This is a genomic window from Ditibartonella apihabitans (assembly GCF_002007485.1).
Lineage (GTDB): Bacteria > Pseudomonadota > Alphaproteobacteria > Rhizobiales > Rhizobiaceae > Bartonella > Bartonella apihabitans.
This window is the reverse complement of the sequence record NZ_CP015820.1, coordinates 408,776-423,263: the sequence shown is the minus strand read 5'-3', so window position 1 is coordinate 423,263 and position 14,488 is coordinate 408,776. Positions and strand designations below refer to the sequence as shown.

At 48.0% G+C, this 14,488-nt stretch carries 8 protein-coding genes and 1 pseudogene; 8 read left to right on the top strand and 1 reads right to left on the bottom strand.

Annotated elements, in window-relative coordinates; all coding sequences use genetic code 11:
* The first annotated feature begins 139 nt into the window (after positions 1 to 139).
* The 7 genes and pseudogenes from BBC0178_RS12230 (at position 140) to moaA (ending at position 11,581) form a co-directional block, all read left to right on the top strand.
* Positions 140 to 2,853, top strand: a pseudogene (locus BBC0178_RS12230) (nitrate/nitrite transporter).
* 24 nt (positions 2,854 to 2,877) lie between these two features.
* A complete protein-coding gene (locus tag BBC0178_RS01825; protein ID WP_078038996.1) occupies positions 2,878 to 6,624 on the top strand; it encodes a nitrate reductase subunit alpha in 3,747 nt (1,248 codons plus the stop codon).
* A complete protein-coding gene (narH, locus tag BBC0178_RS01820) occupies positions 6,621 to 8,159 on the top strand; it encodes a nitrate reductase subunit beta (RefSeq protein ID WP_078038995.1) in 1,539 nt (512 codons plus the stop codon). The genes BBC0178_RS01825 and narH overlap by 4 nt, the downstream gene beginning before the upstream one ends.
* The gene (gene narJ / locus BBC0178_RS01815) at positions 8,159 to 8,857 is read left to right on the top strand and encodes a nitrate reductase molybdenum cofactor assembly chaperone (RefSeq protein WP_078038994.1); all 699 of its coding nucleotides are present in this window, start codon (positions 8,159 to 8,161) and stop codon (positions 8,855 to 8,857) included. The genes narH and narJ overlap by 1 nt, the downstream gene beginning before the upstream one ends.
* A gap of 13 nt (positions 8,858 to 8,870) precedes the next feature.
* Positions 8,871 to 9,593: a respiratory nitrate reductase subunit gamma gene (gene narI, locus BBC0178_RS01810; RefSeq protein ID WP_078038992.1), complete on the top strand. Its 723-nt coding sequence runs from the start codon at positions 8,871 to 8,873 to the stop codon at positions 9,591 to 9,593.
* A gap of 26 nt (positions 9,594 to 9,619) precedes the next feature.
* Positions 9,620 to 10,561, top strand: a complete 942-nt coding sequence (locus BBC0178_RS01805; RefSeq protein WP_225868331.1) for a peptidylprolyl isomerase — start codon at positions 9,620 to 9,622, stop codon at positions 10,559 to 10,561.
* Between the two features lie 12 nt (positions 10,562 to 10,573).
* Positions 10,574 to 11,581, top strand: coding sequence for a GTP 3',8-cyclase MoaA (moaA, locus tag BBC0178_RS01800; RefSeq protein ID WP_078038991.1), 1,008 nt, complete (start codon positions 10,574 to 10,576; stop codon positions 11,579 to 11,581).
* Between the two features lie 438 nt (positions 11,582 to 12,019).
* Here the strand turns inward: moaA and BBC0178_RS01795 are convergent, their stop codons facing one another.
* Positions 12,020 to 12,964: a 2-hydroxyacid dehydrogenase gene (locus BBC0178_RS01795; protein WP_077970232.1), complete on the bottom strand. Its 945-nt coding sequence runs from the start codon at positions 12,962 to 12,964 to the stop codon at positions 12,020 to 12,022.
* Positions 12,965 to 13,214: 250 nt separating this feature from the next.
* Between BBC0178_RS01795 and BBC0178_RS01790 the strand changes: the two genes are divergently transcribed.
* Positions 13,215 to 14,459, top strand: a complete 1,245-nt coding sequence (locus BBC0178_RS01790) for an aminopeptidase (RefSeq protein ID WP_078038990.1) — start codon at positions 13,215 to 13,217, stop codon at positions 14,457 to 14,459.
* The last annotated feature ends 29 nt before the right edge of the window (positions 14,460 to 14,488 follow it).

Here is a 14,488-nt window from a genome sequence, read left to right as displayed (position 1 = left end):
AAGACGTCATCATCATTATTTCAAAATAAGCTTTTCTTTTATTTTAAATAAAACTCATTTGATTTTGATCAAGGTGCCCTATTTCACTCATTACTACATACCCCCTCAACAAAAAGGAAGAATTTATCTGGTGGTAAAAATGGAACAAACTGACACCCCGATCAAAGGCTCGTCAGAGGCCTTATGGCTGAGCTCTTTGGCCTTTACCGTCTGTTTTGCGGTATGGACAATTTTTTCGATTATCGGCATTGCGATCCAGAAAAAATTGGGCTTGAGCCAGTCTGAACTCGGACTCCTCATAGCGACACCCGTACTCACCGGTTCACTTGTGCGCATTCCACTTGGCATCTGGACCGAACAGATCGGTGGACGCATTATTTTTGTTTTATCGATGCTGGCTTCGGCCTTATCGACATTTCTCCTCACTTTTGCCCACACCTACACGTGGATGTTGGTAGCGGCTCTCGGGATTGGCATTGCCGGCGGCACATTTTCTGTGGGCGTTGCCTATGTTTCACGCTGGTTCAGCGCCAAAAGACAGGGCCTGGCACTGGGCATTTTCGGTGCAGGCAATGTCGGTGCAGCCGTTACCAAGCTTGGCGCTCCATGGGTGATGAGCTGGTGGGGAAGCTGGGAAGGCGTGGCCTATATCTGGGCACTGGTGCTCGTTATTACGGCTGTGATCTTCTGGCTCTTTACCTCCGACGATCCCGTGCTTGTCGAACAGCGCCGGTTGGGCATCAAGCCGCAAAGCGCTTTGCTTGAACTTGCACCTTTGAAGAAACTGCAAGTGTGGCGGTTTTCCTTCTATTATTTCTTCGTATTCGGTGGATATATCGCTTTGGCAACGTGGTTGCCGCACTATTTGCAGGATGTTTATTCAATCGATCTGTGGCTTGCAGGCGTCATTGCTGCACTCTATTCGATACCCGCATCGCTCTTCCGTGCCTATGGCGGTTATCTTTCTGATAAATATGGAGCACGCCGTGTCATGTATTGGACACTCACAATGTGTACCATTACATGTTTCATTCTCTCCTACCCTCCGACACAATACACGGTTGAAACTGCGAAAGGTCCATTCACCTTCACATTTGCTATCAGCCTTGTCGGTTTTGCGATTGTCGTTGCCATACTCGGCTTCTTCATGGCTCTCGGGAAAGCGGCTGTTTATAAGCATATTCCTGTTTATTACCCGAAAAGCGTCGGTGCCGTTGGCGGCCTCGTCGGTATGATGGGCGGACTTGGCGGATTTATCCTGCCCATTCTCTTCGGTGAAGTCCTCGACATCACCGGAATCTATTCAACCTGCTTCATGATTTTATTTGTCATTTCACTCGCGGCACTCATCTGGATGCATGTTTCAATCCTTCTGATGGAGCACCGCAAATTGGTAGAGCTCGGGCAAAAAACGCCTGAATTTCAGGAGTAATTCGCATGTCCAATCAAATTAATAAAGGTTATGTATTAACCGAATGGAATCCCGAAGATAGCAGTTTCTGGAATAATTACGGGCGCAAAATTGCCAACAAGAATCTCTGGTTGTCTATTCCGGCTCTGCTTCTCGCTTTTGCCGTGTGGCAGGTTTGGTCAGTGGTTGTGGCTGAATTGCCGCGCGCCGGTTTCAAATTCAGCTCGACACAATTGTTCTGGCTTACCGCTTTGCCGGGGCTTTCCGGAGCAACACTCCGCATATTCTATTCCTTCATGGTGCCGATATTCGGTGGCCGTCGCTGGACGGCACTCACAACCGCGTCTTTGTTGATACCGGCACTCGGAATCGGTTTTGCTGTGCAGGACGTCAATACCCCTTATTGGGTGATGGCGCTTCTTGCACTATTGTGCGGCTTCGGTGGCGGAAACTTTTCTTCTTCCATGTCGAATATTTCGTTTTTCTACCCGAAAGCCGAAAAAGGCAAAGCCAGCGGCCTTAATGCCGGTTTGGGCAACCTCGGTGTGTCGGTTGTGCAATTTGTTGTACCGCTTGTTATTGCCACCAACGCTTTCGGCTGGTTGGGCGGCCACCCGCTCACTGTTACAGAAGCGAATGGTCACACTTCCGAGCTCTGGCTACAAAACGGTGCCTTTGTTTTCGTCCCCTTCATTGCTTTATCAGCCATATGCTGCTGGTTCGGAATGAACGACATTGCCGATGCCAAGGCTTCATTTTCCGATCAAGCTATTATTTTCAAACGTAAAGATAACTGGCTGATGTGTATTCTTTACATGGGAACTTTTGGCTCGTTCATCGGTTTTTCTGCTGCATTTCCACTTCTAATGCGGTTGACCTTTCCGGATGTAAATGTGGTGAACTATGTATTCTTGGGACCACTGATTTCGGCACTTGCACGTGCGGGTTTTGGTGGCGTAAGCGATAAAATCGGCGGTGGTCGTGTAACCTTCTGGGCATTTATCCTGATGATGCTTGCTCTGGGAGCCGCGCTTTATTTTGTTGCAAATCCCGGTAGCGCCGTTGCTTTCCCCGGTTTCTTTGCTGCGTTCATGGTTTTGTTCTTTGCAACCGGTGTCGGCAATGCTTCAACCTTCCAGATGATACCGGTTATTATGAGCCGTGTTATCGACAAAACCATGCCAAATGCCACGGAAGAACAAAAGCGCCATCAAAGCGACCGTGAATCGGCTGCAATTACCGGCTTTACCGCCGCCATTGCTGCCTATGCCTTCTTTCTTATACCCGTAAGTTTTGCACTATCCAAAGATGCAACGGGTGGCCCGCAAGCCGCACTTTGGGGATTTATGATCTTTTACGTTATTTGCCTCGCCATCACATGGTTCTGTTACATCCGTAACGGTGCAATCCTCCATGTTGAAGGTCGTCGGACACAAAAATAACGCTGTAAGTTAAGGAGACCATTGATGAGTCTACTACTCGACCGCCTGAATTTTCTGGCACGAAAAAAACAACCGTTTTCTCATGGACATGGTGTTACAACCGATGAAAACCGTTCATGGGAAGACGCTTATCGCAAACGCTGGCAATATGACAAAATCGTGCGCTCGACGCACGGTGTCAATTGCACCGGCTCGTGCTCGTGGAAAATCTATGTCAAGGGTGGTATTGTCACTTGGGAAACCCAGCAGACCGATTATCCGCGTACCCGCCCTGACCTGCCCAACCATGAACCACGTGGCTGTCCGCGAGGCGCAAGCTATAGCTGGTATATGTATTCGGCAAACCGTGTAAAATATCCGCTTATCCGCTCGCGTCTTATCAAATTATGGCGCAAGGAACGCGTGGTAAAAACACCGGTTGGTGCATGGGCTGCAATTCAGGAAAATCCTGAAAAACGGTCCGAATACCAGAAGGTGCGCGGGCTTGGTGGCTTTGTTCGTTCTACATGGGACGAAGTCAACGAGATTATCGCTGCTGCCAATTCTTACACAATCAAGAAATATGGTCCCGACCGGATTATCGGCTTTTCGCCGATTCCGGCAATGTCCATGGTCTCCTATGCTTCCGGTTCGCGTTACCTGTCACTTCTCGGCGGTGTATGCATGTCTTTCTATGACTGGTATTGCGATTTGCCGCCTGCTTCGCCCATGACATGGGGCGAACAGACAGATGTGCCTGAATCTGCCGACTGGTATAATGCCGGTTTCCTTATGCTTTGGGGCTCCAACGTGCCGCAAACACGCACACCGGACGCGCATTTTTATTCGGAAGCCCGCTATAAAGGCACAAAATCGGTGGTTGTTTCACCCGATTATTCGGAAGCAAGCAAGTTTGCCGATCTCTGGCTTCATCCCAAGCAAGGAACCGACGCAGCACTTGCCATGGCGCTCGGTCACGTTATTTTGCGTGAATTTCATCTGGAGCGTCAGGCCGAATATTTTGAAGATTATTGCCAGCGCTACACAGATATGCCGATGCTCGTCAGACTGGTGAACAGAAATGGCCACTTCATTCCTGACCGGTTGCTGCGTGCCTCCGACTTTGCCGACAAGCTCGGTGAAACCAATAATCCCGAATGGAAGACTGTCGCCGTTGATATGAAAAGCGGTGAATATGTTGCGCCACTCGGTTCTTCCGGTTTCCGTTGGGGTGAAAAAGGCAAATGGAACCTTGAATCGAAAGATGGCAAGGGCCGTGATGTCACATTGGAAATGAGCTTCATGCTTGAAGGCGAGCATGACGCCGTTGCCGATGTCGATTTCCCCTATTTTGCAAGTCGCGAACACAGTTTCGATGACGGCACCGATCATGAGAGCATTCTCACACGCAAAGTGCCTGCCCGCAAATTGAAATTGCCGGAAGGCGAGGTTGTCGTCGCTACCGTTTTTGACCTGTTCGTTGCCAATTACGGCTTGGAACGCGGTTTCAAAGACAAAAACTGTGCAAGCTCTTACGATGAAAATATTCCTTATACTCCCGCATGGGCAGAAAAGATCACGGGCGTTTCACGCGACAAAATCATAACTGTTGCACGGGAATTTGCCCGCAATGCCGAAAAGACCAAAGGTCGCTCGATGGTTATTCTCGGTGCCGGTATCAATCACTGGTACCATATGGATATGAACTATCGCGGCATTATCAATATGCTCGTTATGTGCGGTTGTATCGGTCAATCCGGCGGTGGCTGGAGCCACTATGTGGGACAGGAAAAATTGCGCCCGCAAACCGGTTGGGCTCCGCTTGCTTTCGGTCTTGACTGGTCGCGCCCGCCACGCCAGATGAACGGCACGTCGTTTTTCTATGCCCATACCGATCAATGGCGCTATGAAACTGTGAAAGTGAGCGAATTATTGTCGCCAACTGCTCCCGAAGGGCCGTGGGATGGTGCATTGATCGACTATAATATCCGTGCCGAGCGCATGGGATGGTTGCCGTCGGCACCGCAATTGAAAGCAAATCCGATCAACCTTGTGAGAGAAGCGGAAGCTGCCGGTAAAGACCCGAAAGATTATATCGTTGACAGTCTGAAATCGGGCAGCCTGCAAATGTCGTGTGAAGATCCGGATGATCCGGTCAACTGGCCACGCAACATGTTTGTCTGGCGTTCGAATATTCTCGGTTCGTCAGGTAAAGGACACGAATATTTCCTTAAGCACTTCCTTGGCACAGCCAATGGCGTGTTGGGCAAGGATTTAGGAGATCAGGGACGCGTCGAGACCAAAGAAGCTGTCTGGCATGACGAAGCGCCGGAAGGCAAACTTGATCTTCTGGTAACGCTCGATTTCCGTATGTCTACAACCTGTGTCTATTCCGATATCGTGTTGCCGACTGCAACATGGTACGAAAAGAACGACCTTAACACGTCGGACATGCATCCCTTCATCCACCCGCTTTCAAGCGCAGCTGATCCGGCTTGGGAAGCAAGATGCGACTGGAATATTTTCAAGGGCCTTGCCGAGAAATTTTCCGAAGTGTCGAAAGAAGTTCTGGGTGTTGAAAAAGATGTTGTTTTGTCTCCGAGCCAGCACGATACTGCGGGCGAGCTTGGTCAGCCATTCGATGTCAAGGATTGGAAAAAGGGCGAAATCGAACCTATTCCCGGCAAAACAATGCCGGCCATTGCAGTGGTTGAGCGCGACTATCCGAACATCTACAAGCGTTTTACCGCCCTTGGTCCTTTGATGAAAAAGGTCGGCAATGGTGGCAAAGGTATCAACTGGAAAACCGAAGAGGAAGTCGATCTCGTCGGCCGTATCAATGGCGTTGTTGAAGATGAGGGCGCCACAAAAGGCATGCCGAGCATTGCAACCGATATTGATGCAACCGAAGTCATTTTGACTCTTGCACCGGAAACCAATGGTGAAGTTGCTGTCAAGGCATGGGAAGCTTTGGGTGAACATACAGGGCGTGACCACACACATCTGGCACTGCCCAAGGAAGACGAGAAGATCCGTTATCGCGACATTGTTGCCCAACCGCGTAAGATCATTTCGTCACCTACGTGGTCCGGTCTTGAATCAGAAAAAGTCTGTTATAATGCCGGCTATACCAATGTTCACGAATTGATCCCGTGGCGCACCATAACCGGTCGTCAGCAACTTTATCAGGATCATTTGTGGATGCGTGCCTTTGGCGAAGGTTTCTGCGTTTATCGCCCGCCAATCGACACCAAAACGGTGACAACAGAGATTGAAGCCAAGGCCGGTGACAAGCCGCATCTGATTTTGAACTTCATAACCCCGCACCAGAAATGGGGTATCCATTCGACCTATTCCGACAATCTGTTGATGTTGACCTTGAACAGAGGCGGTCCGGTTGTCTGGATTTCGGAAAATGATGCTCGAAAGGCCGGTATTGTCGATAATGATTGGGTGGAAGCTTTCAATGCCAATGGTTCGCTTGTTGCCCGTGTCATCGTTTCACAGCGTATGAAAGACGGAACGGTCTTCATGTATCATGCCCAGGAAAAAATCGTGAATGTTCCGGGCTCGCCTTTAACCAAACAACGCGGAGGGATCCATAACTCGGTGACCCGCGTTATTACCAAACCGACCCATATGATCGGCGGCTATGTCCAGCAATCATACGGTTTCAATTATTACGGCACTGTCGGCGCCAATCGCGACGAGTTTGTGGTGGTACGCAAACTTGACCATGTCGATTGGATGGATGGTGAAGAAAATTCAGCAATGAAGGAGGCCGCAGAATGAAGGTTCGCGCGCAAATAGGTATGGTTTTAAACCTTGATAAATGTATCGGTTGCCATACCTGCTCTGTCACCTGCAAAAATGTCTGGACGAACCGTGAAGGCGTTGAATATGCCTGGTTCAACAATGTCGAGACCAAACCCGGCATCGGTTTTCCCAAAGATTGGGAAAACCAGAAACGCTGGAATGGCGGCTGGATAAGAAAATCGAATGGCAAGATACGTCCGCGCATGGGCGCAAAGTGGCGTGTTCTTTCCAAAATTTTTGCCAATCCCGATTTGCCGGAGATTGACGATTATTATGAACCGTTCGATTTCGACTATGAGCATCTGCAAACGGCAAAAGAGTCAAAAACCATGCCGGTTGCCCGTCCGCGCTCGAAGATTACCGGCGAGCGCATGGAAAAAATCAAATGGGGCCCGAATTGGGAAGATGTCCTTGGTGGCGAATTTTCCAAGCGCTCCGAAGATTACAATTTTGCCAATGTCGAAAAAGAAATTTACGGCGAATTTGAAAATACATTCATGATGTATTTGCCGCGTCTTTGCGAACATTGCCTCAATCCTGCCTGCGTGGCCGTTTGCCCGTCGGGAGCAATTTATAAGCGCGAGGATGACGGTATTGTTCTCATTGATCAGGAAAAATGCCGCGGCTGGCGTATGTGTGTTTCCGGCTGCCCCTATAAGAAGATCTATTTCAACTGGTCTTCCGGCAAATCGGAAAAATGCATTTTCTGCTATCCGCGCATTGAAAGCGGTATGCCGACAGTTTGTTCGGAAACTTGTGTCGGTCGTATCCGTTATCTTGGTGTGATGCTTTATGATGCCGACAAGATTTCCGATGCTGCCGCTGCAGAAGGCGAACAGGATCTTTATGAGGAACAATTGAAGATTTTCCTTGATCCGAATGACCCTGCTGTTATCGAACAGGCACGTAAAGACGGTGTTAGTGACGAATGGATTGAAGCTGCCCAACATTCGCCTGTCTATCAAATGGCGATGAAATGGAAAGTAGCCTTTCCGCTTCACCCTGAATATCGCACCTTGCCGATGGTCTGGTATATTCCGCCGCTTTCGCCGCTGCAATCGGCAGCCGAAGCCGGTAAGCTTGCAATGGACGATTTCATTCCCAATGTTCGTTCGTTGCGCATCCCCGTGCGTTACCTTGCCAATTTGTTGACTGCCGGAAAAGAAGCACCGATCGTTTCGGCACTTGAACGTATGCTTGCCATGCGCGCTTATATGCGTGCCAAATCTGTCGATGGTGAATATCGTCCGGAATACGCGGAAAAAGTCGGCCTGACACCTGAAATGATCGAACACATGTATCAGGTCATGGCGATCGCCAATTATGAAGACCGTTTTGTCATTCCGACATCCCACCGTGAAGTGAGTGAAGATGCCTATGATCTGCGTGGATCTTGCGGCTTTTCATTCGGCAACGGATGTTCGGGCGGCAATTCAAAAGGTGATCTTTTCGGTTCAAAGGGCAAGAAAGTCGTCACAACACCGACTGACTTATTGAAGGAGAGCGCGTAATGAATTCCGATCTCAAAATCATTTCCTTACTTTTAAGCTATCCGGAAGAAGAATTGCAGCAATCGGGCAATCTTATCAGAGCAACGCTCGATCAGCTTTCCGATCTTGATGCGGCAGAAATTGTCGGCCTGAAAAGTCTGGTCTCGGCAATTTCCGATCGCGACATTTACGAAGTACAGGAAGACTACGTTTTGCTTTTTGACAGAACGCGGTCTTTGTCGCTCCATCTTTTTGAACATGTTTATGGTGAAAACCGCGATCGCGGACAGGCTATGGTTGATCTCAAGGACATGTATGATCAGGCCGGTTTTGAAATCGATGCTCACGAAATGCCGGATTATCTGCCGATGTTTCTGGAATTTCTGTCAACAAGAAGTGACGAGGAAGCACGCCATCTTCTCGGCGAAACCTTGCACATCATTTCCGCAATCCGGCAAAGATTGCAAAAACGCGGGTCGGTTTATGCTGCTGCATTCGTGGCACTTGAAAGCCTGTCTGGTAAAAAACCCGACGAGGTATTAACGGCCGAAATCGTCAACCGTAAAGAAGATGACCCGAATGACCTTGAGGCTCTCGACCGTATTTGGGAAGAGGAAGCCATTACTTTTGGTGGCAACCAGGGTGAAAATGATTGCGGGCCCGACCGGTTACAACGTCGCATCCGCGCCCAGCACCGCGATGCTTCTACGCAAATTTAAGGATAGATAGACAATGTTGCACTTTTTCCATACACTCATATTCGGGGTCTATCCCTATATTGCTTTGACTGTTCTGGCACTTGGTTCGATTATCCGTTACGATCGCGAGCCTTATACATGGCGGGCAAGTTCCAGCCAGTTGTTGCGTCGTAAACAATTGATGTGGGGGTCTGTTCTTTTCCATGTCGGTGTGTTGTTTATTTTTTTAGGCCATTTTGTCGGGCTTCTCACACCTATTGCCGTTTGGGATGCCTTGGGCGTCAGCCATAGCTTCAAACAGGTTGTTGCCATGACAGCCGGTGGCATTGCCGGAGCCATGGCCATTATCGGCGCAACAATGCTTGCCCACCGGCGGTTGTTCGACCCGCGGGTCAGGGCAACCTCAAGCACAACAGATACATTGATTATTCTTCTGTTGTGGGCACAGCTTTTCCTCGGCCTTGCAACCATACCTTTTTCGATGCAGCATCTCGACGGGCATGAAATGGTCAAGCTGATGGATTGGGCACAGGGAATATTCACCTTCAACCTTGCAGCTTCAAGCTATATCACCGATGTGGCTTTTGTATTCAAGCTGCACCTTTTCCTCGGTCTTACCATTTTGCTTTTGTTCCCGTTTACACGTCTCGTTCATATGCTGAGTGCACCGGTGCGTTATATCTGGCGTACGGGATATCAGGTTGTTCGTAAAAAAGACCGCCTGCCCGTTCACATCCGTAGAGAAGTAACGGAGTAAAACTGCGGATAAAGGAGTAATTGTCTATGGCGACAACGGTAAAAGTCGAACATTCGGGATTAAAAAAATTAGTGGTTCCCCCCTCCCCCACAAAGCAGGAAATCGACACGAGAATTCCGCCAAAAGCAAAGCCGCTATTCAAAGAGGTCAGCGTCAATGGCGTTGTCATCCCCGAAGTCGATATTCTTCAAGAAGCACAAAATCATCCGGCTCAAACGCCGGGTGAAGCGCTTCTTGAAGCCGCGCGTTCATTAGTTATCCGTGAACTTTTGTGGCAGGAAGCAAAAAACAAAAATCTTGTTCCCGATAATGAAGACAGTGCACGGGAAGAGAGTGCTGGTGAAGATAATGCGGGAGAAGATAGTGGCCGGCAAACAAAGCTTGATGCGGCAATCTCTGCCCTTCTTGAGAGTGAAATAAAAACACCTGAAGCAAGTGAAGAAGATTGCAAGGCTTTTTATGATCGTGACCCGTCACGTTTTTCAACCGAAACGATCTGGCAGGTCAGACACATTCTTGTTAGCGCCAATCCGAAAGACAAAAAAGCTTTCGATCAAGCACGAGAGAAAGCTTATGCCATTTTGGAACAGGTGAAAAAAAATCCGCAAAACTTTGCCACAATTGCGAAAGATATTTCTTCCTGCCCTTCAGCAGCTCAAGGTGGCAATCTTGGTCAGATAACACGCGGGTCGACTGTGCCGGAATTTGAAAATGCTTTGAAAAAAGCAAAAAAATCCGGATTATTGATGCAACCAATCGAGAGCCGTTATGGTTATCATATTGTCGAAATAAACCAGATTATCCCGGGAGAAATTCTTCCGCTCAAACTGGTAAAAGAAAAAATTGCTGCCTGGCTCGAGGCATCAAGCTGGTCAAAAGCTGTTCAACAATATATAGCAATTTTGGCCGGGAAATCCCATATCACGGGTATTGATTTGAAATCCGGTGAGGGACCTCTTGTCCAGTAAGGAGTTTAGAGAGTGCAAAAAACACCAGAATCAAAGTTGGTTGATCCTTTTGGCAGAAAGATCAGCTATCTGCGACTTTCTGTAACCGATCGTTGTGATTTACGCTGTGTGTACTGCATGGCGGAAGAAATGGTGTTTTTACCCAAAAAAGAGCTTCTGACAATCGAAGAACTCTACCGCGTTGCAAGCCGGATGATTGATCTTGGTGTCACCAAAATCCGTCTTACCGGTGGTGAACCACTGGTACGGCGCAACATTATGGTATTGTTTGAAATGCTGGGGAAGCATCTCGGACATGGTCTTGAAGAATTGACATTGACAACCAATGGAACATTGCTTGCCCGTTATGCCGAGGCACTTGTTCAAAATGGTGTCAAACGTGTCAACGTCTCTCTTGATACACTTGACCCTGTCCGCTATCACCAACTGACCCGTCGCGGTGACATTGCCCATGTGCTTGCCGGCATTGACGCGGCACAAAAAGCCGGATTGAAAGTTAAATTGAACGCTGTTGCCATGCGTGGCGGCTTTCTCGGTGAGGTCGACGATCTCATCCATTTTGCCCACGGGCGCGGTATGGATCTTACAGTCATTGAAGAAATGCCTATGGGCTATACCGGTCATGACCGTTATGAAACATTCCTGTCACTCGGCGCTTTGCGTAAAAGTCTTGAACAACGCTGGACATTAGTTCCGGATGCGCATTGTTCAGGTGGCCCTGCCCGTTATGTAACAGTCAAGGAAACAGGGGGTAGACTTGGGTTTATTACCCCGCTTTCATGCGATTTCTGTGCTTCGTGTAATCGTGTGCGCATCGGTTCGACCGGTAAACTTTATCCTTGCATGGGGCAATCCGGCATGGTCGAATTGCGTGAAGCTATCAGAAGCTCCGAAAGTGATGAAAAACTGACAGAACTTATCCTGAAAGCAATCGACAGCAAGCCGAAGGGACATGAATTTTCAATCGAAAAAGATGGCATTTGCGGGCTAAGCCGTCACATGTCAGAGCTTGGCGGCTGACCGCAATTCACTTTCAACATAAAAGCTGACAGAGCCGCTTAAACAGAACGGAAAACATCGTTATTTGTAACCGGAATTGGTCGTCGGGCACGAACTCTATAATGCGTTCGTTTTCTTGGTGATGGTCAAAATTACCAGCGCCCGTTTTCAAGCGCATCCTCTGCGGTGTGAGTTAGACGATCAAACCAGATTTTTTGTCTTTTATCTGATCAAACAGGAAAGTTTCAAAACCTCTTTCCAGCGGCTTTAAACAGGCAAAAAACTTGTTCAATCAATCTTCCCATCAAATAAAATAAGCACTGTATCGGGCTACAGTGCTTATATTCCCGTTTACCAACTTTTTCGATGATAAATTTCGTAAAGAATGCGCTTTTTTAAAAGCATTCCTAAACTAACCGCCAAGAGACCGTTTTTCTCTTCCCCGACAGAAATTCAACCTCAAAGTTTAACTTCTGAAGGCAAGGGTTTGTCGGCAAAAAAGGCGTCGATATTTTCCACCACAAGATCGGACATTCTGTCGCGTGTTTCAACAGTACCACTGCCATGGTGGGGATAGAGAACCACATTCTCAAGCTTATAGAATGCCGGATTGATATTCGGCTCGTTAAGATAGACATCAAGACCGGCCGTTTCCAATTCTTTGCTTTGCAAGGCTTTAATCATGGCATCTTCGTCGATAACCGTGCCGCGCGAAATATTGATAAGAGAACCGCGGTTTCCAAGTGCTGCAATCACCTCTTTAGAGATGAGCTTTTCAGTTTCCTTGCCGCCGGTTACTGCAACAACCAGAATATCCGACCATTTGGCAAGTTCGACAAGCGAGGGGAAAAACTGATAAGCGACATCCGGTTTTTTATGGCGTCCGTAATAACCGATTGTGAGCCCGCAACTTTCAAACCGTTTGGCTATAGCGTGTCCAATCCGCCCGAGACCGACGACACCGGCGCGTTTTCCGGCAGTCGTTTCTGTGAGCGGCATCGGGCCTTTCTTGGCCCACTCGCCGGAACGCACATAATGATCGCCAAAAACAAGCCTGCGACGGGCGGCAAGCATCAACATCAATGCGACATCGGCAACGTCATCGGTTAATACATCCGGCGTATTGGTTAAATGGATTTTATGCTCTTTCAAATCCTTGAGATTAACCTGATCGAACCCCGCCGTTACACAGGCGACAAGCCCGACCTGAGGCAATTTTGAAATCAGATTTTTGTCAAAAACAATATTGCCTGTGCTGATGACTGCACGACAATTTTGTGCATTTTTATCAATAAAATCGGCCCTATCTTTTGCAAGATCCGCGCGCAACAAGTGATAACGCTTGTCGATGTCTTTCATTTGACGCTCTTCAAGCGGACTTAGTACCAATATATCCTGTTTCACATTATTCTCCCTCTGGTTTTATTAAAATATTTTTCAAGGAAAGATATTAATGAATGAAAAACTGTAATGTCTATCGAAAAATTCAAATACCACCAATGATTTAAAAGTCCTGATAAGCATTGCTCCGATTTTGCCGTTTTTCCTGTCTCTATGTTTCCAAAGTCGCTTTGACATAGCGGGTAAAACTATTATCATTTGCTCGAAAAATACGTCGTTTCGCGATTTTTAAATTTAAAAGGAAAACCTCGCAATGAATGAAGACCAATCTGTTATCGATCCTCAAAAACTTGACCGGCTCGCAGAAGTGGCTGTCAAGGTCGGTCTCAACCTGCAGAAAGGTCAAGATCTCGTTCTCACAAGCCCGCTTGCTGCACTTCCACTCGTACGCCGGATTGCCCATCATGCTTATAAAGCCGACGCCGGTGTCGTTACCCCTATTTTCAGTGATGAAGAAATGACGCTTGGCCGTTTCAAAGATGCTCATGACAAGAGTTTCGACAAGGCAGCAAGCTGGCTTTATGAAGGTATGGCAAGAGCCTATGCAAACGGTGCGGCACGACTTGCTATTGCTGGAGATAATCCGTCGCTTCTTGCTAACGAAGACCCTGCCAAAGTTTCACGGGTCAATAAAGCTACATCTCTTGCCTATCAACCGGCGCTCGAAAAAATTGCGGGCTTTGATATCAACTGGAATATCGTTTCCTATCCCAATCCGTCATGGGCGGCTGTGGTTTTTCCCGATTTGCCAATCATCGAGGCGACAAAAAAACTTGCTGATGCGATATTTGCTGCTTCCCGTGTTGATAAACCGGATGCAATCGGCGCATGGAAAGACCATAATGCCAATTTGAAAAAACATGCAAAATGGCTAAACGACCAACGCTTCTCCGCTCTCCATTATAGTGGTCCCGAAACAGATTTGACCATCGGCCTTGCTGATGGCCACGAATGGCAAGGTGGCGCCTCGAAAGCAAAAAATGGCGTTATCTGCAACCCGAATATTCCGACCGAAGAAGTTTTCACAACGCCACACGCCCATCGTGTTGAAGGTTATGTAAGCTCGACAAAGCCCCTATCCTATCAAGGCACATTGATTGACAAAATCAAAGTCCGTTTTGAAAAGGGGCGCATTGTCGAAGCGCACGCTTCGAAAGGCGAAAAAGTATTGCAACAGATCCTTGATACCGATGAAGGTGCTCGCCATTTGGGCGAAGTTGCACTCGTTCCCAATTCGTCGCCGATTTCTGCAAGCGGTCTGTTGTTCTATAACACATTGTTTGATGAAAATGCCGCCTGCCATATTGCCCTTGGGCAGTGCTATTCGAAATGCTTCTTGAAAGGAGCCGCACTTTCTAAAGAGCAAATCGAAAAACAGGGTGGCAATAAAAGCCTTATTCATATCGACTGGATGATCGGGTCCGGAGAAATCGATATTGACGGTATCACTGCTGACGGGAAAAAAGTTCCGGTTTTCAGGAAAGGCGAATGGGCTTAATTACGCCCATTTTTTTGAACAACCCGATT

Coding starts and splice junctions, on each gene's coding strand:
- BBC0178_RS01805 (WP_225868331.1), top strand. CDS start 9,620: ATGGCGACAACGGTAAAAGTCGAACATTCGGGATTAAAAAAATTAGTG.
- narH (WP_078038995.1), top strand. CDS start 6,621: ATGAAGGTTCGCGCGCAAATAGGTATGGTTTTAAACCTTGATAAATGT.
- narI (WP_078038992.1), top strand. CDS start 8,871: ATGTTGCACTTTTTCCATACACTCATATTCGGGGTCTATCCCTATATT.
- BBC0178_RS01825 (WP_078038996.1), top strand. CDS start 2,878: ATGAGTCTACTACTCGACCGCCTGAATTTTCTGGCACGAAAAAAACAA.
- narJ (WP_078038994.1), top strand. CDS start 8,159: ATGAATTCCGATCTCAAAATCATTTCCTTACTTTTAAGCTATCCGGAA.
- BBC0178_RS01790 (WP_078038990.1), top strand. CDS start 13,215: ATGAATGAAGACCAATCTGTTATCGATCCTCAAAAACTTGACCGGCTC.